Source organism: Bacillus sp. FSL K6-1003, assembly GCF_037964945.1.
In the GTDB taxonomy this organism is placed as follows: domain Bacteria; phylum Bacillota; class Bacilli; order Bacillales; family Bacillaceae; genus Bacillus; species Bacillus mojavensis.
In genome coordinates this window covers 3252653-3278942 of record NZ_CP150176.1, presented here as the reverse complement: position 1 = coordinate 3278942, position 26290 = coordinate 3252653, and the positions used below count along the sequence as shown (strand labels likewise).

Genomic DNA, 26290 nt, shown 5'->3' with positions numbered 1-26290 from the left:
ATAGATGATTCGTCTATTTATTGCCGAGGACCAGCGAATGCTTTTAGGCGCTCTGGGATCCTTGCTTGACCTGGAAGAGGATATGAAGGTCATCGGACAAGCGTTAAATGGAGAAGAGGCGCTGAAAGCCATTCTCAAGCTGGAGCCGGATGTCTGCATCATGGACATTGAAATGCCGGTTTACAGCGGGCTGGAGGTTGCAGAGGAGCTAATGAAAAAAGGCTGTAAAAGCAAGGTCATTATTCTGACAACCTTTGCCCGCCCGGGATATTTTGAACGCGCCGTCAAAGCCGGCGTACATGGGTATCTTTTGAAGGATGGGGAAATCGACGATCTGGCAGATGCCATACGAAAGTGTGTAAAGGGAAAACGGATGTTCAGCCCGGAATTAACCTTCAACATGATTCGTGATGAAAATCCGCTGACTGTAAGAGAACAACAAATACTGCGGCTGGCTGCTTTAGGCAAGACAACAAAAGACATCACACTTGAACTCTATTTATCTCAAGGCACAGTCCGAAACTATATCTCAGAAATCATCCAAAAACTGAATGCAAAAAACCGGACAGAAGCGGCTAGTATAGCTGAGGAGAAAGGATGGATTTAATGAGGAACCTGGTGAATCGTACAGAACCAGGTTCCTTTTTATTTACATGGTTATTTTCTGGTTTTCTTATCTGTCCGTCCGCAAAGCTTGTACTATACATCGGGGTTATGGATATGTCAGGTTCAGCGTTCGTCCGTGCTTTTTTGTTTGAAATGCTTTTGCGCTCATGAGGTCTTTCGTTCCTTTATCTCTTTGTGAAAACATATAAGAAATACAGAAAGTGTGTGCAAGAACATGAAAAAGCAGTATCGCTTTTTTAAACGCGCTGTCCTGTGTACAGGCGTTTTTTTATTGCTGAAATCATTAGAAAATGCTTTCATTTTTGTGTCCAAATAGTGTACGATATTGGTAAACGCTTTAACTTCAGGTCATCAGATGACCAGATCATATATTGGGGATGAGAGAGGGGTTCATCATGAAAGTCTCACTTTTTGTCACTTGTCTTGTTGATATGTTTCAAACAAACGTAGGAAAAGCAACGGTAGAGCTGCTTGAGCGGCTCGGGTGTGAGGTTGATTTTCCGGAGGGGCAGATCTGCTGCGGCCAGCCGGCTTACAACAGCGGTTACGTAAATGACGCCAAAAAAGCAATGAAACGAATGATCGAAACGTTTCAGGAGTCAGATTATGTCGTCAGTCCATCCGGTTCCTGCACCACAATGTTCAGGGAGTATCCGCACCTGTTTAAAGATGATCCGAAATGGGCGGATAAAGCGCAGAAGCTGGCCGATAAAACGTATGAATTAACCGATTTTATCGTCAATGTCCTTGGGGTAGAGGATGTCGGCGCAACCCTTCATAAAAAAGCGACCTTACATACGTCATGTCATATGACAAGGCTGCTCGGCGTATCGGAGGAGCCGATGAAACTGCTGAGCCATGTGAAGGGGCTTGAATTCACGTCACTTCCGGGGAAACATAACTGCTGCGGATTCGGAGGAACATTCTCTGTCAAAATGGCGCAGATTTCTGAGCAGATGGTTGATGAGAAAGTCGCATGTGTGGAGGATACGGGAGCAGAGGTGCTCATCGGCGCTGACTGCGGCTGTTTGATGAATATCGGAGGTCGGCTTGATCGTAAGGACAAGAATGTCAAAGTGATGCACATCGCCGAAGTGCTCAACAGCAGATAACACTGGATACAGAGGGGGAAAAGGATCATGGCGATGAAAATCGGTACTGACGCTTTTAAAGAGCGGGTATCACAGGGGATCGATAATGAATTTATGAGAGGCGCTGTCTCGGGTGCGCAGGAGCGACTGCGGACGAGACGGCTGGAAGCGGCCGAAGAGCTGGGAAACTGGGAAGAATGGCGTTCGTTATCTGAGGAGATCAGGCAGCATGTCCTTGAAAATCTTGATTTTTATTTGGAACAGCTAGCATCCAATGTATCAAACAGAGGAGGACACGTTTATTTTGCTGAAACAGCTGAAGAAGCTTCCTCTTATATCCGCAGCGTGATTCAAAAGAAAAACGGCAAAAAAATCGTAAAGTCTAAATCTATGGTGACAGAAGAAATCAATCTGAATGAAGTGCTGGAGAAGGAAGGCTGCGAAGTGGTCGAAACCGACCTCGGCGAATATATTTTGCAGATTGATGATCACGACCCGCCGTCACATATTGTGGCGCCGGCTCTTCATAAAAATAAAGAGCAGATTCGCGATGTGTTTAAAGAAAGACTGGATTATAAACAGACAGAGAAACCGGAAGAGCTCGTCATGCATGCGCGCGGCATCCTGCGGCAAAAATTTCTGGAAGCCGACATCGGCATTACCGGCTGCAACTTTGCCATTGCCGACACGGGTTCAGTCAGCCTTGTAACCAATGAAGGAAACGGGCGGCTTGTCACGACATTGCCGAAAACCCAAATCACTGTCATGGGAATGGAACGCATTGTCCCGTCATTTTCCGAATTTGAAGTGCTTGTCGGCATGCTGACAAGAAGCGCTGTCGGACAGCGGCTGACGAGTTATATTACGGCCTTAACCGGCCCAAAACTGGAAGACGAAATCGACGGCCCGGAGGAATTCCACCTTGTCATCGTGGATAACGGCCGGTCCAACATTCTGGGCACCGAATTTCAGTCTGTGCTGCAATGTATCCGCTGTGCGGCCTGTATCAATGTCTGCCCTGTGTACCGCCATGTCGGTGGACACTCATACGGCTCGATTTACTCGGGGCCGATTGGAGCCGTTTTATCGCCGCTGCTCGGCGGTTATGACGATTACAAGGAGCTGCCGTACGCGTCTACACTGTGCGCAGCTTGTTCAGAAGCCTGCCCGGTCAAAATTCCGCTTCATGAGCTGCTTCTCAAGCATCGTCAGAACATCGTCGAAAAAGAAGGCAGAGCGCCGATCAGTGAAAAGCTTGCAATGAAAGCGTTCGGTCTTGGGTCTTCCTCTTTGTCGCTTTATAAAATGGGCTCAAAATGGGCGCCTGCCGCCATGACGCCTTTTACAGAGGATGACAAAATATCTAAAGGACCCGGTCCGCTAAAAGGCTGGACGCAAATCCGCGATTTCCCGGCACCGCATAAATCAAGATTCAGAGACTGGTTTACAGACAGAGAGACAGCTGAGCACACAAAGGAGGAGCAGTGATGACGAAGGGAACCATTCAGAATCAAGAAAGCTTTTTAAACCGGATCGCGTCACGCCTTGGCCGTGAAAGAAGAAAAGGCGGCGTGGCCGTCCCTGAGTGGGCGCATCAGCCGCAATATAAAACATTTGAAGGGTATTCGCCCGATGATTTAGTCACGGTGCTCAAAAACCATTGTGTCAAAATCCATACTGAGCTGATTGAGACGGATTCAACCGGTCTGTACGATGCCTTGCGTGAACAAGTCAGCCGGTTTTCCGGAGGGCCTGTCATCATTCCCAAGGATCCCCGGTTTGAGGCTTACGGTTTAAAAAGCCTGCTCACCAAAGACTGGCCTGGTGAAGGAACGCAAGTCTGGGAATGGGATGCTGACAAAGGTGAAGAAAATATCAAAAAAGCGGAGCAAGCCAATGTGGGGATTACATTCAGTGAAATCACACTGGCCGAGTCGGGTACGGTTGTCCTTTATTCTTCAAAAGACATCGGCCGCTCTGTCAGCCTTCTGCCGACAACCTATATCGCCATTGTGCCAAAATCAAGCATCGTGCCGAGAATGACACAAGCCAGTGATATCATCAAGCAAAATATTGCTGACGGCATCACGGTTCCCTCGTGCATTAACTACATTACAGGACCGAGCAACTCCGCCGACATCGAAATGGATTTGGTGGTCGGTGTTCACGGTCCGGTAAAAGCAGCTTATATTCTCGTATCTGACCGATGATCCAGAAAGCCCGGCTACCTATGCCGGGCTTTCTGCTTGAAAAAACTTCATTTTCCAAAAATTTGGCCGATGAGAAGAGTATGACGTGAAAAAGGAGGAAACGAAATGAAAAAATGGCTGATCATAGCTGTTTCACTAGCGATAGCAATCGTTCTGTTTATGTATACAAAAACAGAAGCAAAGGCGGCCGGTATGACATTAGGCTATACAACTGGGGATACGGCATCATACAATTCTCTTACGAAGTATCATAAATATATCAGCTCTATTGCCACCGATACGTTTGCGTTTGATAAAAACGGACGTGTGATTGGCGATGTCCCGAGCAAGCAGCTTACATACGCGGAAAAAAATAAAATCAAAACGTGGGCCGTCATTTCCAATTATAATGACGCTATTTATGATTTTGACGGAAACTTAGCGCATCGGGTCATGACTGACAAAACAGCGAGAAAACGATTCACTGACCAGCTTATTTCTTTGGCAAAAAAGCACCACTATTACGGAGTCAATATTGACTTTGAGGCAGTTAATCCGAAAGACCGTTCTGCATACTCAAGCTTCATTCAATATGTCTCACAAGCTCTGAAAAAGAAACATATCAAAACAATGGTATCCGTTCCGGCCAAAAGCGCCGATAATAAAAACGATGACTGGAGCTGGCCGTATGATTATGCGAAAATCGGAAAATATGCGGACTATGTACAAGTCATGACTTACGACGAACACGGCATTTGGGGCGAACCTGGCTCAGTGGCAAGCACAAGCTGGATCAAGCGCTCGCTGCAGTTTTCTGTCAAAAAAATCAAAGGAAATAAAGTGATCATGGGGGTCCCTGCTTACGGCTATGATTGGGATCTGAAAGACGGGAGCGACAGCTCAGCGAGGGAATGGAATGACATCAAGTCCCTCATTAAGAAGCAGAAAGCAAAGCCGGCATTCAATAAAAAAACAGGTTCTATGACGTTTTCTTACATTGACAAAAAGAAACATAAACATGTCGTTTGGTATGAAAATGAAAAAACAATCGAAACAAAAAGCCGCCTGGCGAAACAATATAAAATAGCCGGTGTCTCTGTCTACGCTTTAGGACACGAATCGGAATCCTTCTGGAAGGCCGTTCAAAAAGGGACAAAATAACAGTTTGTTTTTTCTCGCAAGTTATTGACAGAGAAAACAGAAGCACGTATATTATGTTAATATATTCAGAACGTAAAATTTGAGTTTTTCAGAAAACTAAAACACATAGAATGGGAGCAGTAAAAGAAAGGATCAGTAACAGAGAGCTGCGGGGTGGTGCGACGCAGTCTGATTCTTCTTTGAACTCGCCCGGGAGTGGTAGGACGAAACGGAATAGATTGAATATTCCTTATGTTTTAACGGCTAACCTTCGTTACAGGGTCAAAAAGCTGGATTCTTCTAGGAAGAATCAACAAGAGTGGTACCGCGGTCAGCCGAAGGCTCGTCGTCTCTTTATCTATTCGTATAGATAGGAGACGGCGGGCTTTTTTTGTTTTTGAAGACGAGAAGGAGAGGGAAAAAAGGATGGAAAAGGACAATCAGACATTAAAACGCACGATGACATCCCGTCATATTATGATGATGGCGCTGGGCGGAGCAATCGGTGCAGGTTTATTTAAAGGAAGCAGCTCGGCAATTGATGTGGCAGGGCCATCGGTCATTATCGCATACCTGCTCGGCGGCATTATTTTGCTGTTTATTATGCAGGGGCTTGCAGAAATGGCTGTGCGCAACCGAAACGCGAGAACCTTCCGTGATCTTGTGCAGCAGGTGTTAGGAAATTACGCTGCATATTTCTTGGACTGGATCTACTGGAAAATGTGGGTGCTTAACATTGCGGCTGAAGCTGTTGTCGCTGCAATTTTTATTCAATATTGGCTGCCGGGCTGCCCGATCTGGGTGCTGGCATTAGCAATTTCTCTTGTTGTTACGATTGTGAACTTGCTTTCTGTAAAAATCTTCGCCGAAACTGAGTATTGGCTGGCTATGATCAAGATTACCGTTATTGTTATCTTTATTTTATTAGGATTGCTGCTCTTATTTGTATCATTCGGTGATCATACAGCGGCTGGGTTTTCGAATCTGACAGAGCACGGCGGATTTTTCCCGCACGGCGGCACAGGGCTGATTACGGCGATGCTTGTCGTCATCTACTCTTACGGCGGTACAGAAATTATCGGTGTGACGCTTGCTGAAACAAAGAACCCGGAAAAGGTTGTCCCGAAAGCTGTCCGCAGCACACTGACACGGATTGTCGCGTTCTACCTGCTGCCGTTTTTCATCATTGTCAGCCTGATCCCGTGGAATCAAGTGAATTCAGTTCCAGAAAGTCCTTTTGTGATGGTCTTTAAAATGGTAGGCATTCCGGGGGCAGACCATATCATGAATGCAGTCATCCTGCTTGCCATCATTTCCTCTATGAATTCAGGTTTATACGGATCGTCCCGCATTTTGTATACACAGGCAACTGACGGAAGATTGCCGCGGGTCTTTTCTAAGCTTTCATCGAAAAACGTCCCGATGTTTGCGATCCTGATGTGCACTTCTTCTTTATATATTGGTGTATTGATTTCTCTGTTCGCCGGAAGCCAGACGTTTAATTACTTAATGGGGTCATTGGGATATACAGTCTTATTTATTTGGCTGATCATCGGATTTGCTCATTTGAAATCGAGAAAAGGGCAAACAGAAACACCAGCCTATTATGTAAAATGGTTCCCGTACACCACATGGTTTGCGATTCTGGCGTTACTCGCCATTCTGATCGGGGTCATCATGACAACGTCAATTGTCATTACCAGCATTACTGCGGCGATCTACCTTTTGATTACAGTTGCATATTTGGTTAAAGGCCGCAAGCACCAGTAAATAAGAAACCCTCTTGTCACATCCGACAAGAGGGTTTTATTATTGTGAAGCCTTCTCATTTACACAAATGAACGCAGCTTTCTGTGCTTTTGATTTTGAATTCACGAGGCAGATGCTTGTGACAATCAGCAGCAGACCCGCCAAGAGGCTTAAGGTAAGCGGTTCATGTAGAAAAATGGAGCTGGCTACGATCGAAATGAGCGGAATCAAAAAGGTGTAGGACGCGACCTTGCTTGCTTCTCCTGAACCGACAAGCGTAAAAAAAACAAGCCAGCCAAGCGCGATGACAAACACTGAGATGAACATTAGACTGGCGACAAATGGGACTGTCCATTGGATCGCGGAAAAGCTCTCTGTCCAGAAGCCGGATACGAGCAAAAATACGCTGCCAATCGTCAGCTGCAAGGCGACCATCCAGATGGAATCGACGCGGCTGCCTGTTCTTTTCATAAATACTGTTCCGAATGCCCAGCTGAGCGCGGAACCTAGAGCCAGCAGAACCCCTATGACAGAAATATGACCGCCAAAGCCCGCGGCACTGATGACAGCAACCCCGGCAAAACCGAGCACAAGCCCGATCACTTTCAACGTAAACATGGATTCGCCGAGCCACATCCAAGAAAAGACACCCATCAGCACCGGCTGAAAGAATACGATAGCGGAAAACAGACCAGCCGGAAGATAATTCAGCCCGATCGTTTGCAGTCCGTAGAATAACGTAATATTTAAAAGAGCAGAAACAAGATAAATCGGCCACGTCTCTTTAAAACGCAGTTTATGAATACGCGGCAGTGCAACAATCACTAATAAAAGCCCGCCGATCAGCGTCCGGATGCCCGCAAACAATAAAGGCGGCGAAAAGGCGAGCGCGGCTTTCGACAGCGGCCAATTGATGCCCCACATGATAACGAGAAAGGCGAGAAAGAGCGCTGTCCGCGTTTTTGATAGCTGTTTCACTTTTTTGATCACTCCTTGTAGATCATTTCTATCATATGATACGGTAGAACATAAGATAAATAAAATGAATCTTTTTTATGAGGAGCATAAGTGAATAGTTATGACCATTACACAATTAAGAGTTTTCGTCAAAGTAGCTGAAACGGGGAGTTTTACAAAAGCGGGACAGTTGCTGAACATGACACAGCCGGCTGTCAGCCATGCCATTTCTGCGATTGAAGCCGAGCTTGATGTGAAATTGATCATCCGTGACCGCCGAAACGGCCTGATGCTGACGGACACGGGAAAAAAGATCTTAGTCCATATCAGAGAAGTGTTAAAAGGAATCGAAAAAGTTGAGCAGGTCGCAGCGGCAGAAAAAGGGCTTGAGCTGGGGACGATTCACATCGGCACATTTCCAACCGCCTCCGCTTATTTTATGCCGAAGCTGATCAGCGAGTTTAAACAAAGGTATCCGAAATTGGAGCTTGTTTTGCATGAAGGAACCGTAGACGAAGTCAAGGAGTGGCTCCATACACGGATGATTGATGCCGGCATTCTTCTGTATCCGGCAGACAAGATGGAGTACATTCGGCTGAAAAAAGACAAAATGGTCGTCGTGCTGCGTGATGATCACCCGCTGTGCAGCCGCCCAGCCATTACGCTGAAAGATCTCGATTGTGAGCCGATGGTTGTCTGTGACGGCGGCTATGAATCTCCTTTTATCGATAAGTTCAAGCAAGCTGGTTCAACGCTGCACACTGCTTTCACTGTCTATAACGTTAACACCACGATCAGCATGATCAAAGAAGGCTTGGGGCTGGCGATTTTATCAGAAATGTCGATGTCGGGGATAACGCTGCCGGAGCATGTGGTGACTAGGGATCTCGATCCGCAGGTGTATCGGGATGTGCAGCTTGCCGTTCCTTCATTACATGAGGCTTCTTTGGCGGCTAAGCTTTTCATTGAGATGGCACAGGAGCTTTTTATGTAAAAATCAAATGATGAACGCCTTTTTTTATTGTTCGAATTTCATCGAATCAAATTCTTTTCATCCTAAACGCAGTTGTGTTAAGGTGTGATAGAAGTCCTTTCGATAGAGACGTAACAGCATGAGGCTGTTTACTTATATCACAACTGCAAAGGAGAACAATATGTCTAACAACCAACGCAAAGAAACCTTGCTTTCTGTCTTGAATTTATCTCCTGTTGTTCAAGGGGGAACGATAGCAGAGTCATTCCGAAACAGCATGGACTTGGCGCGCCGTGCAGAGGAGTGGGGCTATCACCGTTATTGGCTTGCAGAGCATCATAATATCGAAGGTGTCGCAAGCTCTGCCACCGCCGTACTGATCGGCCATATTGCCGGCGGCACAAAGAAAATCCGCGTCGGCTCCGGCGGCATTATGCTCCCGAACCACTCATCTCTTGTAATCGCTGAACAATTCGGCACCCTGGAAACGCTGTATCCCGGACGGATTGATCTGGGGCTCGGACGTGCACCGGGAACAGACCAATTGACTGCAAGGGCGCTCCGCAGAAACATCAGCAGCGGTGAAGATTTCCCAGAACAATTAGAGGAACTGCGCAATTACTTTAAACCATCAGGAAATGTGCGCAATCAAGTCCGCGCCATTCCCGGAGAGGGCATAGATGTGCCGATTTGGCTGCTGGGCTCAAGCGACTTTAGTGCCCGTCTGGCAGGTGAACTGGGCCTTCCGTTTGCATTCGCTGCTCATTTCTCACCGGCGAATACGGTTCCCGCGTTGGAGCTGTACCGCAATTCCTTTACGCCGTCAGAAGTGCTCAACGAACCGTATGCAATGGTCGGCGTAACGATTATCGCCGCAGATACAAACGAGAAAGCACAGCACCTGGCTACATCCCATTACCAGCGATTCCTTGATCTTGTCCGCGGTACGCCAAACCAGCTGAAGCCGCCAGTAGAAGACATGGATCAAATCTGGAGCCCATATGAAAAAGCAATGGTTCATCAACAGCTCAGTTCAACCATCGTCGGCGGTCCTGAAGAAGTGAAGAAAAAGCTTGAAGACTTTGTCAAAACAACTCAGGCCGATGAAGTTATGGTCAACTCAGAAACCTTTGATCACGCTGACAGAATGCGTTCATTTGAAATCGTGGCTGACATTTGGAAAAACAGATAAAGGCCATAAAAAAGCAATGTAAAGGGGAAACCCATACATTGCTTTTTTATTCATTCAGCTTTCTTGCGGACTGACGGATGATCAGCTCAGGTTCAAAAATGACATCTTCCTGCTTAGGCTTTTTATGCTCCAAACAGTCAATAACATATTTTGCGGCAGCTTTACCCAGAACAGATTTCGGGTGCTTCACAGAGGTTAATTTCACCTCAGAAATTTGCGCGAAATGAGAGTCATCATACCCGACGATGGACATATCCTCAGGCACCTTGATATCCATTTCCCGAAGCATATCAATCACCTTCAATGCAATTTCATCATTATAGCAAAGGATAGCAGTCGGCATGTTTTTGCTGTTTTTCTCCAGTGTCTCTTTTACTTTCTCCAGCAGCTTCGATTCCTTTTCCTCCGTCGTAAACGTCACAATCATATCCGGGGAAGGGAATAACTCATGCTCACGATGCGCCTGTATAAATCCGTTCATCCGTTTGACACCTTGTGTATCATCAGCTTTAAAAATACCCATCATGTGCGTATGGCCGAGAGAGAGCAGGTGCTCCGCAGCCATCATGCCGCCTTTCACATCATCGAGAGTAAAACTTGGTGCGGCAAGTTCGGCGTATGACGCATTAATCATCGCAAAAGGAATGCCGTTTTTCTCTAAATTGAGATAGTAGCCAATATTCGGCGTTTGCAGAGCGCTTTTGGTCGGTTCTACAATCAACCCGTCAATATGCTGTGACAGCAGGTTTTCTAAACCTCTGCGTTCATTGTCCGGATTGTTGTTTGTGCTTGTCAAAAGCATAGAATATCCCTGCACGCTTAAATAAGACTCGATTCCCCTAATGATGCTCGGGAAAATATAGTCTGATATGTAGGTCGTCAGAACGCCGATCGTTTTATTGGAATGCAGCGCTGATTTAGCGGAGCGTGAAGCGACAAAGGTGCCCCCTCCTTGCACGCTGTATAGCAGCCCTTGCGATACGAGGTCTCCAATGGCTTTACGAATGGTATGCCGGCTGACGCCAAATTGCTGCATTAACTCGTTTTCGGTAGGGATCTTTTGATCGGGCAGAATTTTACCTTGATTAATCCATGAACTGATTTCTTCTTTTACTTGAGCATATTTTGGTAACATATCTATTCCTCCAAAATGTATACGGACAAATTTTAGTATATCACAGTGATCTATACAAGAAAACATTGACAGAAAATACAAACAGGATTATTCTATATTTGTACGTACTAATAAAGAACAAATTTCGTTAAAATTTTAAATAAGTACGTACAATTGTAATGGGAAATGTAAACGCTTTACTCAACTTTCGGGAGGGCAGAGAAATGAAGAACACTCCAACTCAATTAGAACCAAATGCTCCTGTAACAAGAAGCCATTCAATGGGATTTGTGATTTTGATATCATGCGCGGCGGGGCTTGGCGGTTTATTGTACGGCTATGACACTGCAGTTATTTCTGGTGCTATTGGTTTTCTCAAGGATTTATACAGCCTGAGTCCGTTCATGGAGGGGCTTGTCATTTCAAGCATTATGATTGGAGGAGTTGCGGGAGTCGGGATATCCGGGTTCTTAAGCGACTGGTTCGGGCGCAGAAAAATCTTAATGACAGCGGCCCTGTTATTTGCGGTATCAGCAGTTGTTTCTGCTGTTTCACAAGACGTGTCGACCTTAATCATTGCGAGGATTATCGGAGGTTTGGGGATCGGAATGGGTTCGTCATTATCCGTCACTTATATTACGGAAGCGGCGCCGCCCGCCATACGCGGAAGTTTATCTTCCTTATATCAGCTCTTTACGATACTGGGCATTTCCGCAACGTACTTTATTAATCTCGCTGTCCAGCGCTCCGGAACATATGAATGGGGCGTGCAAACCGGCTGGAGATGGATGCTCGCTTACGGAATGGTGCCATCTGTTATCTTTTTCCTTGTCCTGCTGGTCGTGCCGGAAAGTCCAAGATGGCTGGCGAAAGCGGGCAGAACAAAAGAAGCGTTATCGATTCTGACACGTATTAATGGAGAAACTGTCGCAAAAGAAGAATTGAAGAACATTGAAAACTCTTTAAAAATAGAACAAATGGGCTCACTATCACAGCTCTTCAAACCAGGCCTCAGAAAAGCGCTTATTATTGGAATCCTGCTGGCGCTCTTTAATCAAGTGATCGGCATGAACGCTATCACCTACTACGGGCCGGAAATCTTTAAAATGATGGGATTCGGACAAAATGCCGGATTTGTGACAACCTGTATTGTCGGTGTAGTGGAGGTCATTTTTACTGTCATCGCGGTTTTATTGATTGATAAAGTTGGGCGCAAAAAACTGATGTCCATCGGTTCAGCTTTTATGGCGATTTTCATGATCTTAATCGGAACGTCGTTTTATTTTCAGTTAACAAGCGGATTTATGCTGATCTTCTTTATATTAGGTTTTGTCGCCGCGTTCTGTGTATCGGTCGGGCCGATCACATGGATTATGATTTCTGAAATCTTCCCGAACCATCTGCGGGCAAGAGCCGCTGGGATCGCCACCATCTTTTTATGGGGAGCAAACTGGGCGATCGGGCAGTTTGTGCCGATGATGATCAGCTCGTTCGGACTGGCCTACACGTTTTGGATCTTTGCCGTCATTAACATTCTCTGCTTCCTGTTTGTCGTCACAATCTGTCCGGAAACGAAGAATAAATCGCTCGAAGAGATAGAAAAGCTTTGGATAAAATGAAAACGCTTTAAAAAATGAAGCCCTTTCGGTTGAGAAGGGCTTTTATTTTGTGCGCACCATTAAAGGTTTGCTGTATAAGATAGAAATATAGAGGGAAAAATAATGAAAGAGAAACGCAGCTGCATAAAACTGCGCGAATATTGTCGATGAATTGGCTCTTAACAGTTGAATAAACATTTCCACCCTGTTAAAATAATTAAAGAAAGCAGAAATAATTTTTTTTGGCTATGATGGGACGTTTTTTGTCATAGCGGGACGTCTGATGTCCAGCAAAAAAAGGAAGGAACGTTTGAGTCATGAACCAGTTAATACAAGCTCAAAAAAAATTATTGCCTGATCTTCTGCTCGTTATGCAAAAGAGGTTCGAAATCTTGCAGTATATCAGGCTGACAGAACCCATCGGCCGCAGAAGCCTCTCTGCCAGTCTCGGAATCAGCGAGCGTGTGCTGAGAAGCGAGGTTCAGTTTTTAAAGGTACAGAATCTGGTCGATATTAAAACAAACGGCATGACGCTGACAGAAGAGGGTTATGAACTGCTTTCCGTTTTAGAAGATACGATGAAAGATGTTTTAGGTTTGACGCTTTTGGAAAAGACATTAAAAGAACGATTAAATCTAAAGGATGTCATTATCGTATCCGGAGACAGCGACCACTCCCCATGGGTCAAAAAAGAAATGGGAAGAGCGGCTGTCGCATGTATGAAAAAAAGATTTTCAGGCAAAAATATCGTCGCTGTGACCGGCGGTACGACAATTGAAGCTGTCGCCGAGATGATGACGCCGGATTCTAAAAACCGCGAGCTTTTGTTTGTGCCTGCAAGAGGCGGTTTAGGCGAAGACGTAAAAAACCAGGCGAACACCATATGCGCGCATATGGCGGAAAAGGCTTCAGGCACTTACCGGCTTTTGTTTGTTCCGGGACAGCTGTCACAAGGCGCCTATTCATCTATTATTGAAGAACCTTCTGTCAAAGAGGTGCTGAACACGATTAAATCAGCGAGTATGCTGGTTCACGGAATCGGCGAAGCTAAAACTATGGCTGAGCGGAGAAACACACCTTTAGAAGACTTAAAGAAAATAGATGATAAAGACGCGGTGACAGAAGCGTTCGGCTACTACTTTAACGCGGACGGCGAAGTGGTCCACAAAGTGCATTCTGTCGGAATGCAGCTGGATGACATAGACGCCATTCCCGATATTATAGCGGTAGCCGGCGGATCATCAAAAGCCGGGGCGATCGAGGCTTACTTTAAAAAGCCGCGCAACACGGTTCTCGTCACTGACGAAGGAGCCGCAAAGAAGTTATTAAGGGATGAATAATCCCTCAATATAAATATCTCTCACTTATTTAAAGGAGGAAACAATCATGGCAGTAAAAGTCGGTATTAACGGTTTTGGTCGTATTGGACGTAACGTATTCCGCGCAGCATTAAACAATCCTGAAGTTGAGGTAGTAGCGGTTAACGATTTAACAGATGCTAACATGCTCGCTCACCTTTTACAATATGATTCTGTACACGGAAAATTAGACGCTGAGGTTTCAGTTGACGGTAACAACCTTGTTGTTAACGGTAAAACAATTGAAGTTTCTGCAGAACGCGATCCTGCTAAACTTAGCTGGGGTAAACAAGGCGTTGAAATCGTTGTTGAATCTACTGGTTTCTTCACAAAACGCGCAGACGCTGCGAAACACTTAGAAGCTGGCGCGAAAAAAGTAATCATCTCTGCTCCTGCTAACGAAGAAGATATCACAATCGTTATGGGTGTTAACGAAGATAAATACGATGCGGCTAACCACGACGTTATTTCTAACGCATCTTGCACAACAAACTGCCTTGCGCCGTTTGCAAAAGTACTTAACGACAAATTCGGCATCAAACGCGGTATGATGACAACAGTTCACTCTTACACAAACGATCAGCAAATTCTTGATCTTCCGCACAAAGACTACCGTCGTGCGCGTGCAGCAGCTGAAAACATCATCCCAACTTCAACTGGTGCTGCTAAAGCAGTTTCTCTAGTTCTTCCTGAACTAAAAGGCAAACTGAACGGCGGAGCAATGCGTGTTCCAACTCCAAACGTTTCTTTAGTTGACTTGGTTGCTGAACTGAACCAAGAAGTAACAGCTGAAGATGTAAATGCAGCTCTTAAAGAAGCAGCTGAAGGAGATCTTAAAGGAATCCTTGGCTACAGCGAAGAGCCATTAGTTTCTGGCGACTACAACGGAAACAAAAATTCTTCTACAATCGATGCTCTTTCTACAATGGTTATGGAAGGCAGCATGGTAAAAGTAATCTCTTGGTACGATAACGAAAGCGGCTACTCTAACCGCGTTGTTGACCTTGCAGCTTACATCGCTAAAAAAGGTCTTTAATTCATAGCTGAAAAAAGGACCATACTTGGTTCTTTTGAATAGAAGCGCTATAATGAAAGCGGACAAGGGAAGGGGACGGACTCCCTTTCCCTTTTTCCATGAAGACCGGCTTTCAGAAAACGTTCTGTGAAAGAGAAGCATCTGCGCTTTGCAGCTTTCCGGCGCCTTCGCCTGCGGCCACTGCCCTGGCTTCAGACGATCTGCCCTGTGCCGAAAAGTATGCGATCTGCCCTCGCGGAGTCATCGCTTGATCAGACGGTTTCACGTTTTTCGTGCTGCATGCAAACCATTTTGAAGGAGGATCTCCTAAAGCATGAATAAGAAAACTCTCAAAGACATCGACGTAAAAGGCAAAGTTGTATTCTGCCGCGTTGACTTTAACGTTCCAATGAAAGACGGGGAAGTAACAGACGATACACGTATCCGTGCTGCACTTCCGACAATCAAACACCTTGCAGGCCAAGGCGCGAAAGTCCTTCTTGCGAGCCACTTAGGCCGCCCGAAAGGCGAAGTCGTTGAGGAGCTTCGTTTAACTCCTGTTGCTGCACGCCTCGGCGAACTGCTTGGCAAAGAAGTGAAAAAAGCGGATGAAGCATACGGTGATGCTGTAAAATCACAAATTTCCGACATGAAGGACGGAGACGTTCTTGTATTGGAAAACGTACGTTTCTACCCTGGTGAAGAGAAAAATGATCCTGAGCTTGCAAAAGCATTTGCTGAGATTGCAGATGTATATGTGAATGACGCATTCGGTGCTGCCCACCGTGCCCATGCATCTACAGCTGGAATTGCCGAGCATCTGCCAGCGGTTGCAGGTTTCTTAATGGAAAAAGAGCTTGACGTACTCGGAAAAGCAATTTCCAACCCTGATCGTCCGTTCACTGCCATTATCGGCGGAGCGAAAGTAAAAGATAAAATCGGCGTCATCGAAAGTCTTCTTGATAAAGTAGACAACCTGATCATCGGCGGCGGTCTTGCTTACACATTCGTTAAAGCGCTTGGTTATGAGGTTGGTAAATCTCTGCTTGAAGAAGATAAAATCGAGCTTGCGAAAACATTTATGGATCGCGCGAAAGAAAAAGGCGTTAACTTCTACATGCCTGAAGATGTACTCGTTGCAGATGATTTCTCTAACGATGCAAACGTAAAAATTGTGCCGATCTCTGAAATCCCTAGTGATTTAGAAGCGATTGACATTGGTACGAAAACACGCGAAACGTATGCTGATGTCATCAAAAACAGCAAACTTGTCGTGTGGAACGGACCGATGGGCGTATTCGAAATCGATTTGTTCGCTCAAGGAACAAAAGCGGTTGCGGAAGCATTGGCAGAGGCGAAAGATACATACTCTGTCATCGGTGGAGGAGACTCTGCAGCAGCGGTTGAAAAATTCGGCCTAGCTGACAAAATGAGCCACATCTCAACAGGAGGCGGCGCATCTCTTGAGTTCATGGAAGGCAAAGAGCTTCCAGGGGTAGCTGCACTGAACGATAAATAATTTTAAAACTGCTATAAGGAAGTGGAACAGATGAGAAAACCAATTATAGCCGGTAACTGGAAAATGAACAAAACACTCGGCGAGGCTGTCAGCTTCGTTGAAGAAGTGAAATCTTCCATTCCAGCAGCAGACAAAGCGGAAGCTGTTGTTTGCGCGCCAGCGCTTTTCTTAGAAAAGCTGACTTCTGCTGTGAAAGGCACTGACCTTAAAGTCGGCGCTCAAAACATGCACTTTGAAGAAAGCGGCGCGTTCACAGGCGAAATCAGCCCGGTTGCTCTGAAAGACCTTGGCGTTGACTACTGCGTCATCGGCCACTCTGAGCGCCGTGAAATGTTCGCTGAAACTGATGAAACAGTTAACAAAAAAGCACATGCTGCTTTCAAACACGGTATTGTGCCGATCATCTGTGTTGGTGAAACGCTTGAAGAGCGTGAAGCCGGCAAAACAAATGATCTTGTGGCTGACCAAGTGAAAAAAGGCCTAGCGGGTCTTTCTGAAGAACAAGTTGCAGCTTCTGTTATTGCTTATGAGCCAATCTGGGCAATCGGAACAGGCAAATCTTCTACATCTAAAGATGCGAACGACGTGTGTGCGCATATCCGTAAAACCGTCGCTGAAAGCTTCGGCCAAGAAGCGGCAGACAAGCTTCGCATTCAATATGGCGGAAGCGTAAAGCCTGCAAACATTAAAGAATATATGGCAGAGTCCGATATTGACGGTGCTTTGGTCGGCGGCGCGAGCCTTGAGCCACAGTCATTCGTTCAATTATTGGAGGAAGGTCAATATGAGTAAAAAACCAGCTGCACTCATCATTCTTGATGGGTTCGGATTACGAAACGAAACAGTAGGGAACGCAGTCGCTTTGGCGAAAAAACCGAATTTTGACCGCTATTGGAATCAGTATCCTCATCAGACACTGACTGCTTCAGGCGAGGCTGTAGGTCTTCCTGACGGACAGATGGGGAACTCCGAAGTAGGGCACTTAAATATCGGTGCGGGCCGTATTGTGTATCAAAGCTTAACACGCGTAAATGTTGCCATTCGCGAGGGAGAGTTCGAACAAAATCAAACATTCCTTGACGCGATCAGCAATGCGAAAGAAAACAACAAAGCCCTGCATCTGTTCGGCCTTTTATCAGACGGCGGCGTGCACAGCCATATCAATCATTTATTCGCGCTGTTAAAGCTTGCGAAAAAAGAAGGGCTGACAAAGGTATATATCCATGGCTTCCTTGACGGCCGTGATGTAGGTCCGCAAACTGCGAAAACGTACATCAACCAGCTGAACGAACAAATCAAGAAGATCGGTGTCGGAGAAATCGCCAGCATTTCCGGACGCTACTACTCAATGGACCGCGATAAACGCTGGGACCGTGTAGAAAAAGCGTACCGCGCAATGGCATACGGCGAAGGCCCGACTTACCGCAGCGCATTGGATGTTGTTGATGATTCATATGCGAATGGAATCCACGATGAATTCGTCATTCCATCTGTCATCACAAAAGAAAACGGTGAGCCTGTTGCGAAAATCCAAGACGGCGATTCTGTGATTTTCTATAATTTCAGACCGGACCGCGCCATCCAAATTTCCAACACGTTCACAAACAAAGACTTCCGCGATTTCGACCGCGGCGAGAATTATCCGAAAAACCTGCATTTCGTCTGCCTGACTCACTTCAGTGAAACAGTTGACGGCTATGTGGCGTTTAAACCGATAAATCTTGATAATACAGTCGGAGAAGTATTATCTCAGCAAGGATTAAAACAGCTTCGAATTGCAGAAACTGAAAAGTATCCGCACGTCACGTTCTTTATGAGCGGCGGCCGTGAAGCTGAATTCCCGGGTGAAGAGCGTATTCTCATCAACTCGCCGAAAGTCGCAACATACGACTTGAAGCCTGAAATGAGTGCGTATGAAGTGAAGGACGCGCTTGTCAAAGAAATCGAAGCTGACAAGCATGACGCGATTATCCTTAACTTTGCAAACCCAGACATGGTCGGCCACTCCGGAATGGTTGAACCTACAATTAAAGCAATTGAAGCAGTGGACGAATGCTTAGGCGAAGTCGTTGACGCGATTCTCGCTAAAGGCGGACACGCCATCATTACCGCTGATCACGGGAATGCTGATATTCTGATCACAGAATCAGGCGAACCGCACACTGCACATACAACAAATCCAGTCCCTGTAATTGTAACGAAAGAAGGCATCACGCTGCGTGAAGGCGGAATCCTAGGCGACCTTGCACCAACGTTATTAGACCTTCTCGGTGTTGAAAAACCGAAAGAAATGACTGGAACATCTTTAATTCAAAAATAAGCTGAAATTCAAAGGAGAGACAAACTCATGCCATACATTGTTGATGTTTATGCACGCGAAGTATTAGACTCCCGCGGCAACCCAACAGTTGAAGTTGAAGTATATACAGAAACAGGAGCATTCGGCCGCGCATTAGTGCCAAGCGGAGCTTCTACAGGCGAATACGAAGCAGTTGAGCTTCGTGACGGCGACAAAGACCGTTACCTTGGAAAAGGCGTGTTAACAGCTGTTAACAACGTAAACGAAATCATTGCTCCAGAGCTTCTTGGCTTTGATGTAACTGAACAAAACGCAATCGATCAGCTTTTAATCGAGCTTGACGGTACTGAAAACAAAGGCAAACTTGGTGCGAACGCAATCCTTGGCGTATCTATGGCTTGTGCGCGTGCTGCTGCTGATTTCTTACAGATTCCTCTTTACCAATACCTTGGAGGATTCAACTCAAAAACGCTTCCTGTACCGATGATGAACATCGTCAACGGCGGAGAGCATGCTGACAACAACGTAGATATTCAAGAATTCATGATCATGCCTGTAGGTGCTCCTAACTTCCGTGAAGCACTTCGCATGGGCGCTCAAATCTTCCACAGCCTGAAATCTGTTCTTTCTGCTAAAGGAATGAACACAGCTGTAGGTGATGAAGGCGGATTCGCTCCAAACCTTGGTTCTAACGAAGAAGCGCTTCAAACAATCGTTGAAGCAATCGAAAAAGCCGGCTTCAAACCTGGCGAAGAAGTAAAACTTGCAATGGATGCTGCATCTTCTGAGTTCTACAACAAAGAAGACGGCAAATACCATCTGTCTGGCGAAGGCGTTGTGAAAACGTCTGCTGAAATGGTTGACTGGTACGAAGAAATGGTTTCTAAATACCCAATCATCTCTATCGAAGATGGACTTGACGAAAACGACTGGGAAGGCCACAAGCTTCTTACTGAGCGTCTTGGCAAAAAAGTTCAGCTTGTTGGTGATGACCTCTTTGTTACAAACACGAAAAAACTTGCTGAAGGTATCAAAAACGGCGTAGGCAACTCTATCCTGATCAAAGTAAACCAAATCGGTACATTGACTGAAACATTCGATGCAATCGAAATGGCGAAACGCGCAGGCTACACTGCTGTTATCTCTCACCGTTCTGGTGAAACAGAAGACAGTACAATCGCTGACATCGCTGTGGCAACAAACGCAGGACAAATCAAAACAGGTGCGCCGTCACGTACGGACCGTGTTGCGAAATACAACCAGCTTCTTCGCATCGAAGATCAGTTGGCTGAAACTGCTCAATACCACGGTATTAACTCTTTCTACAACTTAAACAAGTAATAAAATGACCGCCGAGAGAAATCTCGGCGGTTTTTTTGGTGCTTTTTACAGATCCAAATAAAGCCTCACCATATCACGGCATTGAATGCCGTTTTCAAAGATCTCCTCCTCATAATGTCTAATAAAAAAATCATGGTCGATCGCTTGCAGGCGAAATCCGCATTTTTGATAAAGAGAAAGCTGATGGATGCTGGAATTCCCAGTGCCAATCTCAATCACCTTTGCTCCCATATGTTTCGCTTTTTCGATGGCGTCGCGGATAAGAAGCTTGCCGATGCCTTGTTGTTGCATGGTTTGTTTTACTGCGATGTTAACGATTTCTACGGTTTGCGGTCTAGTTGTGATGATCACGTATACACCAGCTAATTCGCCCGATATATAAGCTGTGTAGCATTCTCCTCTGGCAATGTATTCATCAACAATTTCTTTTGACGGATCGGCGAGCAGCAGAAGCTCATACAGCGCTTGATCATAGTTTGTCGCTTTTTGAATGGTGAGCTGTTGCATCATCATTCCACCTTTTCACATGTTTATAGAGATATTTTCGTGATTTCCTCCAATTTCATACCATTCTATTATAAAATATGTAACATAGGAAATATGTACAAAATAGTGGATAACAAATAGGAGGAAAGTCACATGTTTTGTAAGGAATGCGGTCAAAAAAATAATGAAGGGGCCAAGTTTTGTAAAGAGTGCGGCACCCCGATCGGAGGGAGCGGCAGACAGGCAAATAAAGAAACAGCAAGCACTGCTGAAACGAGGCAGGCACCGCGAAAACCAATCCCTAAGAAAACCATCATGTTATGGAGCAGCATTGCCGCAGCGTGCGTCATATTATTCGCCGCATATAAAACCGGAGCGTACTTGACTTCAAAGGATAGGTTAGTCGACAAGTTTGAACAGGCTGTAAATGAGGAAGATAAAGACCAAATCGCGTCTCTCCTTACGCCGGTAAATGATAAGCTTAAGCTGACTAAAAATAATGTAAAGCCGTTTCTTACATATTTGAAGGATCATCCTGACAAAAAAGATGAGCTTTTTGCATCGCTGCGTGCTGAAACAGTCCAAAAGGATATTGTATACGCGGAGAAAGATGGGAAAAGCTTGCTAGTGTTTGACCATTATGATTTAAAAATAGTACCTGTTTATTTTGAAGTAACCAGCAATTATAAACATACGGATCTCTATGTGAATAAAGAGGATGCAGGATCTATAAAGAAAGCGGATCAAGCACAAACCCTCGGACCGTACATTCCCGGCGAATATACTGTCTCAGCCAAACTGAAAAACGATGTAGTCGATCTTGTGAAAAAGGAAGACATTCAGGCGGTTGGTGACAACAGCTTCCATGTTGATCTCTCATTAGAAGCAGACAATGTAACATTCAGCTTAGCGGATGACATCAAGGATGGAAAGGGAGAGTTGCTCATTAACGGTACATTCATTCATAAAGATCCGTTCAAATCTGTCACATACGGCCCGCTTCTGACAGACGGATCAATGACAGCTGCGGTCGAAGCGGAGTTTCCATGGGGAAAAACAAAAACAGCGGGCGTGCCGATTGATAGCAAAGAAATGGAGTTAACGTTAATTCCTGACCAAGACACACAAGAAACAATCATGAACACGATTGTCAAAACGACAAAGCAATATTCCAAAGCGCTTTCTGATGGAAATACAGCTCAGATGACAGAGGCAAGTGCCAGTTGGAAAGCCGAAGTAAAAGAGAACGTAGACTCGATGAAAAACACGGATTCTTACTTGAAAGATAAATATCTGGAAACAGACTTTGATTTGGATACATTTGCTCTATCCCAGAAGAATGACGGTACATGGCAGGCGACGGTAAAAGGAAAAGAACTTCACCAGTCCGCTAATTATAATGACTATACGAAACCTGAAATGTCGGATGAAAGCCCGAGCTATGAATATCTGCTTTCATATGATAAAAAACAGAAAAAGTGGATTTTCGAAGATACGGAATCAACTTTTGATTCTGCCGGAACAAACATAAAGAAAATAAAAAATGATCATGCAGAGACGTACACGTCAGCCTGGGCAGACGCAAAAGGCAAGAAAGCAAGCGTAAGCCCATCGACCGGCGATGTCACGGATGAACAAGTGACATCATTTATGGTTAGTTATCTGACAAATCAATCAACCGCAGTGAATTTAAATGAATTTGCGGTTATGGAAGGCAATCTGGAAAAAGGAAGTTCATTATATAATGATCAGCAGAAATTGGTTAAGAAGCTGTACAGCGAGGGGACGACTGAAGTATTTATTGATGTAGAGGTAAAAAGCTTTAATCAAAGCGGCTCGACTATCACAATTAAAACATATGAAGAATTTGATATTACAAAATCAGGCGGCAGTACAAAGCGCAGAACATACAACTGGACCTACACCGGCGTAGTGAAAGACGGAAGAATTTATTTAACATCTATTCAATAAAAACAAACCCCCATCACCAGCAGGTGATGGGGTTGTTTTTTAAAAGAAGATATAACGGAAAATCTCTTTGATATAATGTTCGATGATGAGCCGAAACGCAACGCACGTGATCAGATAAATCACAATGGTTGAGTAAATGATATCAGCCTTTCCTTTATAGGAATGCTGGTAACTGCTCAGCATCGCAGGGGGAATTGCGAAGAATGCGCCAATTAAACCAATTGCTAACACGGTGAAACAAAGATCTGTATGTAATAAAAACAATAGAAGTGCAAAAATCAAAATAGCTGTAAACGGAATAAGAAACGCACCAAATCTGGATAGTGAATCTTTAAATGACACGTGGTTTCCCGCGATTTTTAAGGAAAAAAAGATCAATGCATGCAACCCGAAAATATAAAGGGCAAAGTAAATGGTTGGCTTGAAAAAGATTTCTGTAAAGCTCGCACTGCCGGGACCATTTGAAAAAAGAATATAAAACATCAGCGGAGTTAGTAAACTGAAAAGCACCATTGTAATGATTCCGCTGATCAGCTGTTCGCCGCCTGTTGTTGTTTTGCACTCCTGATAAGGGCGTTTCAGAACAGCCAGGACAAATGAACCGAACTGCTTTGCTGCTTGTTTTGCAGCCTCAGCTCCGGCCTGTGCTCCTTGATTTTCGCCCGCTTGGCGTGGAAGAGGCGATCCGCATTTCTCACAAAATTTTCCGCCATCTGCTTGATGGCCGCATTGAGGACAAAACATATGATGACTCCTTTTACATGTAATATAGGGAAAATAGACTAATAAGGTCATTATAAAAGAAAAAAGTAGAAAAGTAACCAATATCTATCCAAAAATTTTCTCCAAGATATGTATCAGAAAAAAGACACGGGCTGCCAGATGCGAACCCGTGTCTTTTCTAGTTATTTATATATTTTTCAAATACGTCACCGAAATCTTTAATATGGTACTGCGAGCGGACGGAAGTGACCCATGTAAATCCAAATTCGGTCAGCTCTTTGTATTGTGTTTCAATATTGACGTGCTCAGGGCGGGTATGCTGAAGGATGGTGACTGCTCGCTCAAGACTTTGTTCAGCCTGATTGATCAAAATGTCATTTTCATAGATCGTTTCAGAAATACGGAGAAGGGCTTTATATAGATCTTTTAGCTTTTCAATTTGCTCTTTATGCACATCGATATCAAATTGTTCAGAGCCCAGCTTGAACTTGATTTCAACATCCAAATCGACTTTCCCGGCGGTTTCCAGAAAAACATCAGAGATTTTATATTGGGAATAAGGGTAGCGTTTCAGCGTTCGTTTAGAGGAAGTGGCACGTTCGCCGTCAACATGGATCAGCGCCAGATTCGTGAAGCAATATTCATCGGCTTTTGTTTTAATCAGGAAATAAATTTTTTCGTTGTCTTCATGCATGACATAGTCATCAGCATCTGTTTTGTCATAATCCTGAGGTTCGATAATTTTTCCGATATCTGATAATCCGAGTGCATCTGCTGCAATTTTCTTGAACATATAGATACATCCTTCCTATTTACATAGTCACTTTATTGTAGCATGTGGCGTTTCCGAACGGCTATAAACGTTTGCGAAGAATCAGCCTCTGGGTAAGGCCAATGTCACATGGAGGAAGTATATGATGTTCTCATATATGATGTTTCCACTATTCATCTCATCATGTAGAAAAGCAGCTCCCTTACTTCAGGGAGCTGCTTTCAGCTGTTTTCGGCACGTATTCAAATACTTCCTCACTCTCAAAAAACTCAATTAAGCGGCTCAGCCAGTCATAGTAATGGAGCCATTCTCTTAATTCATTCAGCAGCTGATTGACTTTCTCTTCCACTTCGGGGGTAAGCCCGTCCCTTTGTAAAAGATCTGTCAGCTCCCGGTTTAATTTTTTATACAGCACTTTGTTTTTGCTCACGACCTTTGTCCAATTCGCCGCAAATAAAGATATGAAGGTTTGGTAATAATCCTGCTCTACGTCGTAAAGATCTTTTCTTACGCCTTTTTCAAACACTTTTTCGGCAATGTTGGCATCAATCATTTCACGGACGACCTGGCTCATCCGTGTTTTGCTCATGCCTGTTGCTTCTGACAGCTCGCTTAACGTCATCGGTTTTCGATTCATATAAATAATCCCGAGCACACGCCCGACAGTAGAAGGCATTCCAAACGTATGCATATTTTCGGCAATCTTCTCAATGAGATGCTCTTCAGCATGTTCAATGATGTCGAGAGCAGTTTTTTCCACAGCTGATCATCCCTTCAAATGGCAATTGATGGTGTCAATATATCATATTTCTGCCAGTTGTTGAAAACAGCTGTATGCGGAGGAAGCGAGAGGTATCCGGCGTAATTGTAAGAACACCTTCTCTGCCTGAGTCATAGCAATAAATATCTGTAAATAACATATAATTTCAACACATTGTAAACTTTTTATTTTATAAAGTTCAAATTATAATAAAGATTATACTTTTCAGAAAAATGAATGGAAACCTGCGGAGGTGCACGGATTGCTGAAATTAGAACAAGTGTCAAAAGTATATAAAGGCGGCAAAAAAGCTGTGAACAGCATTGATTTAGATATTGCCAAGGGTGAATTTATCTGTTTTATCGGCCCGAGCGGCTGCGGAAAAACGACGACGATGAAGATGATTAATCGACTGATTGAACCGTCGTCAGGAAAGATCTTTATCGACGGAGAAAACATAATGGAACAGGACCCGGTTGAACTGAGGAGAAAAATCGGCTATGTGATTCAGCAGATCGGTTTGTTTCCCCACATGACCATTCAGCAGAACATTTCACTCGTCCCGAAACTGCTGAAATGGCCTGAAGAAAAACGGAAAGAACGGGCGAGCGAGCTGTTAAAGCTTGTTGATATGGGCCCTGAATATTTAGACCGTTATCCCCACGAGCTCAGCGGCGGACAGCAGCAGAGAATCGGCGTGCTGCGCGCACTGGCTGCGGAACCCCCTCTCATTTTAATGGATGAACCGTTCGGAGCGCTTGACCCGATCACGCGGGATTCCCTTCAGGAAGAATTTAAAAAACTGCAGAGAACGTTAAACAAAACCATTGTCTTTGTGACCCATGACATGGACGAAGCTATTAAGCTAGCTGACCGGATTGTGATTTTAAAAGCGGGTGAAATCGTTCAGGTCGGCACACCTGATGAGATTCTCAGAAATCCGGCAAATGAATTTGTAGAGGAATTTATCGGGAAAGAGCGCCTGATCCAGACAAGACCTGAAATTGAGCGGGTTGAGCAGATGATGAACAGGATGCCTGTCACGGTCACAGCGGACAAAACGCTTTCTCAGGCCATTCAGCTGATGAGAGAAAAACGCGTCGACTCGCTGCTTGTTGTAGATGAGCAAAATGTGCTGAAGGGATACGTAGATGTTGAAATCATTGATCAAAACCGCAAAAAAGCGAGCGTTGTTGGTGAAGTGTACCGATCGGATATGTATACCGTGCAAAAAGGAGCCCTTCTCCGAGATACCGTCCGGAAAATCTTGAAGCAAGGAATGAAGTATGTTCCCGTTGTTGATGAAGAGCACCATTTAGCAGGGATTGTGACAAGAGCAAGCCTTGTGGACATCGTATACGATTCCATATGGGGTGAGGAAAACCAGCTAATGACGATCTGATCAGGGGAGGAGCT

Annotated in this window: 24 protein-coding genes and 1 other annotated feature; of the genes, 17 read left to right on the top strand and 7 right to left on the bottom strand. The window is 44.9% G+C overall.

What is annotated here, in order from left to right; all coding sequences use genetic code 11:
* Positions 1-4 precede the first annotated feature (4 nt).
* From yvfU to NSU16_RS16775, 6 genes are all read left to right on the top strand, one after another.
* Positions 5-607, top strand: a complete 603-nt coding sequence (yvfU, locus tag NSU16_RS16800; protein WP_010331928.1) for a two-component system response regulator YvfU — start codon at positions 5-7, stop codon at positions 605-607.
* Between the two features lie 415 nt (positions 608-1022).
* Positions 1023-1739 (top strand): lactate utilization iron-sulfur protein LutA, encoded by a 717-nt coding sequence (gene lutA / locus NSU16_RS16795; RefSeq protein WP_213417999.1) that lies wholly within the window; start codon positions 1023-1025, stop codon positions 1737-1739.
* Between the two features lie 27 nt (positions 1740-1766).
* Positions 1767-3206, top strand: a complete 1440-nt coding sequence (gene lutB, locus NSU16_RS16790; RefSeq protein ID WP_010331926.1) for a lactate utilization iron-sulfur protein LutB — start codon at positions 1767-1769, stop codon at positions 3204-3206.
* Positions 3206-3928 (top strand): lactate utilization protein LutC, encoded by a 723-nt coding sequence (lutC, locus tag NSU16_RS16785; RefSeq protein WP_339191561.1) that lies wholly within the window; start codon positions 3206-3208, stop codon positions 3926-3928. Before lutB ends, lutC begins: the two co-directional genes overlap by 1 nt.
* A 105-nt stretch (positions 3929-4033) precedes the next feature.
* Entirely contained in the window at positions 4034-5068 is a 1035-nt protein-coding gene (locus NSU16_RS16780) for a glycosyl hydrolase family 18 protein (protein ID WP_339191560.1), read from the top strand.
* Positions 5069-5165: 97 nt separating this feature from the next.
* Positions 5166-5404, top strand: a binding site (T-box leader).
* A 69-nt stretch (positions 5405-5473) separates the two neighbouring features.
* The gene (locus NSU16_RS16775) at positions 5474-6817 is read left to right on the top strand and encodes an amino acid permease (RefSeq protein WP_268504627.1); all 1344 of its coding nucleotides are present in this window, start codon (positions 5474-5476) and stop codon (positions 6815-6817) included.
* A 39-nt stretch (positions 6818-6856) separates the two neighbouring features.
* On the opposite strand, the gene NSU16_RS16770 is transcribed toward NSU16_RS16775, so the two are convergent.
* Positions 6857-7774 carry a DMT family transporter gene (locus NSU16_RS16770; RefSeq protein WP_339191557.1) on the bottom strand — a complete coding sequence of 306 codons (918 nt, stop codon included), beginning with the start codon at positions 7772-7774 and terminating at the stop codon, positions 6857-6859.
* 100 nt (positions 7775-7874) lie between these two features.
* On the opposite strand from NSU16_RS16770, the gene NSU16_RS16765 reads away from it, so the two are divergent.
* A complete protein-coding gene (locus tag NSU16_RS16765; RefSeq protein ID WP_339191556.1) occupies positions 7875-8747 on the top strand; it encodes a LysR family transcriptional regulator in 873 nt (290 codons plus the stop codon).
* Positions 8748-8907: 160 nt separating this feature from the next.
* Positions 8908-9918, top strand: coding sequence for an LLM class flavin-dependent oxidoreductase (locus tag NSU16_RS16760; RefSeq protein ID WP_339191555.1), 1011 nt, complete (start codon positions 8908-8910; stop codon positions 9916-9918).
* 46 nt (positions 9919-9964) lie between these two features.
* Here the strand turns inward: NSU16_RS16760 and araR are convergent, their stop codons facing one another.
* Entirely contained in the window at positions 9965-11053 is a 1089-nt protein-coding gene (gene araR / locus NSU16_RS16755) for an arabinose utilization transcriptional regulator AraR (protein ID WP_339191553.1), read from the bottom strand.
* Between the two features lie 203 nt (positions 11054-11256).
* On the opposite strand from araR, the gene araE reads away from it, so the two are divergent.
* The 3 genes from araE to gap all read left to right on the top strand — a co-directional run bounded on the left by araE (position 11257) and on the right by gap (position 15024).
* Complete coding sequence (gene araE, locus NSU16_RS16750) at positions 11257-12651, top strand: arabinose-proton symporter AraE (RefSeq protein WP_010331918.1); 1395 nt, start codon at positions 11257-11259, stop codon at positions 12649-12651.
* Positions 12652-12947: 296 nt separating this feature from the next.
* On the top strand, positions 12948-13970 hold the full coding sequence (cggR, locus tag NSU16_RS16745; RefSeq protein WP_339191552.1) for a gapA transcriptional regulator CggR: 1023 nt from the start codon (positions 12948-12950) through the stop codon (positions 13968-13970).
* A gap of 46 nt (positions 13971-14016) precedes the next feature.
* Entirely contained in the window at positions 14017-15024 is a 1008-nt protein-coding gene (gene gap, locus NSU16_RS16740) for a type I glyceraldehyde-3-phosphate dehydrogenase (protein ID WP_010331916.1), read from the top strand.
* A 112-nt stretch (positions 15025-15136) separates the two neighbouring features.
* Here the strand turns inward: gap and NSU16_RS16735 are convergent, their stop codons facing one another.
* Positions 15137-15289 (bottom strand): hypothetical protein, encoded by a 153-nt coding sequence (locus NSU16_RS16735; RefSeq protein WP_154648864.1) that lies wholly within the window; start codon positions 15287-15289, stop codon positions 15137-15139.
* Between the two features lie 48 nt (positions 15290-15337).
* Here NSU16_RS16735 and NSU16_RS16730 point away from each other — a divergent pair, with 48 nt between their 5' ends.
* The 4 genes from NSU16_RS16730 to eno are packed head-to-tail and all read left to right on the top strand — an operon-like array spanning position 15338 to position 20162.
* Complete coding sequence (locus NSU16_RS16730) at positions 15338-16522, top strand: phosphoglycerate kinase (RefSeq protein ID WP_268504629.1); 1185 nt, start codon at positions 15338-15340, stop codon at positions 16520-16522.
* Positions 16523-16552: 30 nt separating this feature from the next.
* A complete protein-coding gene (gene tpiA, locus NSU16_RS16725; RefSeq protein WP_010331914.1) occupies positions 16553-17314 on the top strand; it encodes a triose-phosphate isomerase in 762 nt (253 codons plus the stop codon).
* Positions 17307-18842, top strand: coding sequence for a 2,3-bisphosphoglycerate-independent phosphoglycerate mutase (gene gpmI, locus NSU16_RS16720; protein WP_339191550.1), 1536 nt, complete (start codon positions 17307-17309; stop codon positions 18840-18842). Before tpiA ends, gpmI begins: the two co-directional genes overlap by 8 nt.
* A gap of 27 nt (positions 18843-18869) precedes the next feature.
* Positions 18870-20162 (top strand): phosphopyruvate hydratase, encoded by a 1293-nt coding sequence (gene eno, locus NSU16_RS16715; RefSeq protein WP_003151625.1) that lies wholly within the window; start codon positions 18870-18872, stop codon positions 20160-20162.
* Between the two features lie 45 nt (positions 20163-20207).
* Here eno and NSU16_RS16710 read toward each other — a convergent pair whose 3' ends face one another.
* On the bottom strand, positions 20208-20669 hold the full coding sequence (locus tag NSU16_RS16710) for a GNAT family N-acetyltransferase (RefSeq protein WP_168748777.1): 462 nt from the start codon (positions 20667-20669) through the stop codon (positions 20208-20210).
* Between the two features lie 132 nt (positions 20670-20801).
* Between NSU16_RS16710 and NSU16_RS16705 the strand changes: the two genes are divergently transcribed.
* Positions 20802-22619: a zinc-ribbon domain-containing protein gene (locus NSU16_RS16705; protein ID WP_339191549.1), complete on the top strand. Its 1818-nt coding sequence runs from the start codon at positions 20802-20804 to the stop codon at positions 22617-22619.
* A 39-nt stretch (positions 22620-22658) separates the two neighbouring features.
* Here NSU16_RS16705 and NSU16_RS16700 read toward each other — a convergent pair whose 3' ends face one another.
* The 3 genes from NSU16_RS16700 to opcR form a co-directional block, all read right to left on the bottom strand.
* Complete coding sequence (locus tag NSU16_RS16700; protein ID WP_339191548.1) at positions 22659-23363, bottom strand: zinc ribbon domain-containing protein; 705 nt, start codon at positions 23361-23363, stop codon at positions 22659-22661.
* Positions 23364-23520: 157 nt separating this feature from the next.
* Positions 23521-24135, bottom strand: a complete 615-nt coding sequence (locus NSU16_RS16695; RefSeq protein WP_010331909.1) for a PH domain-containing protein — start codon at positions 24133-24135, stop codon at positions 23521-23523.
* 181 nt (positions 24136-24316) lie between these two features.
* Complete coding sequence (opcR, locus tag NSU16_RS16690) at positions 24317-24874, bottom strand: opuC operon transcriptional regulator OpcR (RefSeq protein WP_339178230.1); 558 nt, start codon at positions 24872-24874, stop codon at positions 24317-24319.
* 262 nt (positions 24875-25136) lie between these two features.
* Here opcR and opuCA point away from each other — a divergent pair, with 262 nt between their 5' ends.
* A complete protein-coding gene (opuCA, locus tag NSU16_RS16685) occupies positions 25137-26276 on the top strand; it encodes an osmoprotectant ABC transporter ATP-binding protein OpuCA (protein ID WP_010331907.1) in 1140 nt (379 codons plus the stop codon).
* Positions 26277-26290 lie beyond the last annotated feature (14 nt).

Excerpts from the sequence above, each read along its gene's own strand:
- tpiA (WP_010331914.1), top strand. The coding sequence starts at position 16,553 with ATGAGAAAACCAATTATAGCCGGTAACTGGAAAATGAACAAAACACTC.
- NSU16_RS16760 (WP_339191555.1), top strand. The coding sequence starts at position 8,908 with ATGTCTAACAACCAACGCAAAGAAACCTTGCTTTCTGTCTTGAATTTA.
- NSU16_RS16705 (WP_339191549.1), top strand. The coding sequence starts at position 20,802 with ATGTTTTGTAAGGAATGCGGTCAAAAAAATAATGAAGGGGCCAAGTTT.
- gpmI (WP_339191550.1), top strand. The coding sequence starts at position 17,307 with ATGAGTAAAAAACCAGCTGCACTCATCATTCTTGATGGGTTCGGATTA.
- NSU16_RS16765 (WP_339191556.1), top strand. The coding sequence starts at position 7,875 with ATGACCATTACACAATTAAGAGTTTTCGTCAAAGTAGCTGAAACGGGG.
- NSU16_RS16710 (WP_168748777.1), bottom strand. The coding sequence starts at position 20,669 with ATGCAACAGCTCACCATTCAAAAAGCGACAAACTATGATCAAGCGCTG.
- lutC (WP_339191561.1), top strand. The coding sequence starts at position 3,206 with ATGACGAAGGGAACCATTCAGAATCAAGAAAGCTTTTTAAACCGGATC.
- yvfU (WP_010331928.1), top strand. The coding sequence starts at position 5 with ATGATTCGTCTATTTATTGCCGAGGACCAGCGAATGCTTTTAGGCGCT.
- araR (WP_339191553.1), bottom strand. The coding sequence starts at position 11,053 with ATGTTACCAAAATATGCTCAAGTAAAAGAAGAAATCAGTTCATGGATT.
- NSU16_RS16695 (WP_010331909.1), bottom strand. The coding sequence starts at position 24,135 with ATGTTCAAGAAAATTGCAGCAGATGCACTCGGATTATCAGATATCGGA.
- cggR (WP_339191552.1), top strand. The coding sequence starts at position 12,948 with ATGAACCAGTTAATACAAGCTCAAAAAAAATTATTGCCTGATCTTCTG.
- lutA (WP_213417999.1), top strand. The coding sequence starts at position 1,023 with ATGAAAGTCTCACTTTTTGTCACTTGTCTTGTTGATATGTTTCAAACA.
- eno (WP_003151625.1), top strand. The coding sequence starts at position 18,870 with ATGCCATACATTGTTGATGTTTATGCACGCGAAGTATTAGACTCCCGC.
- NSU16_RS16780 (WP_339191560.1), top strand. The coding sequence starts at position 4,034 with ATGAAAAAATGGCTGATCATAGCTGTTTCACTAGCGATAGCAATCGTT.
- NSU16_RS16775 (WP_268504627.1), top strand. The coding sequence starts at position 5,474 with ATGGAAAAGGACAATCAGACATTAAAACGCACGATGACATCCCGTCAT.
- NSU16_RS16700 (WP_339191548.1), bottom strand. The coding sequence starts at position 23,363 with ATGTTTTGTCCTCAATGCGGCCATCAAGCAGATGGCGGAAAATTTTGT.
- gap (WP_010331916.1), top strand. The coding sequence starts at position 14,017 with ATGGCAGTAAAAGTCGGTATTAACGGTTTTGGTCGTATTGGACGTAAC.
- araE (WP_010331918.1), top strand. The coding sequence starts at position 11,257 with ATGAAGAACACTCCAACTCAATTAGAACCAAATGCTCCTGTAACAAGA.
- NSU16_RS16730 (WP_268504629.1), top strand. The coding sequence starts at position 15,338 with ATGAATAAGAAAACTCTCAAAGACATCGACGTAAAAGGCAAAGTTGTA.
- lutB (WP_010331926.1), top strand. The coding sequence starts at position 1,767 with ATGGCGATGAAAATCGGTACTGACGCTTTTAAAGAGCGGGTATCACAG.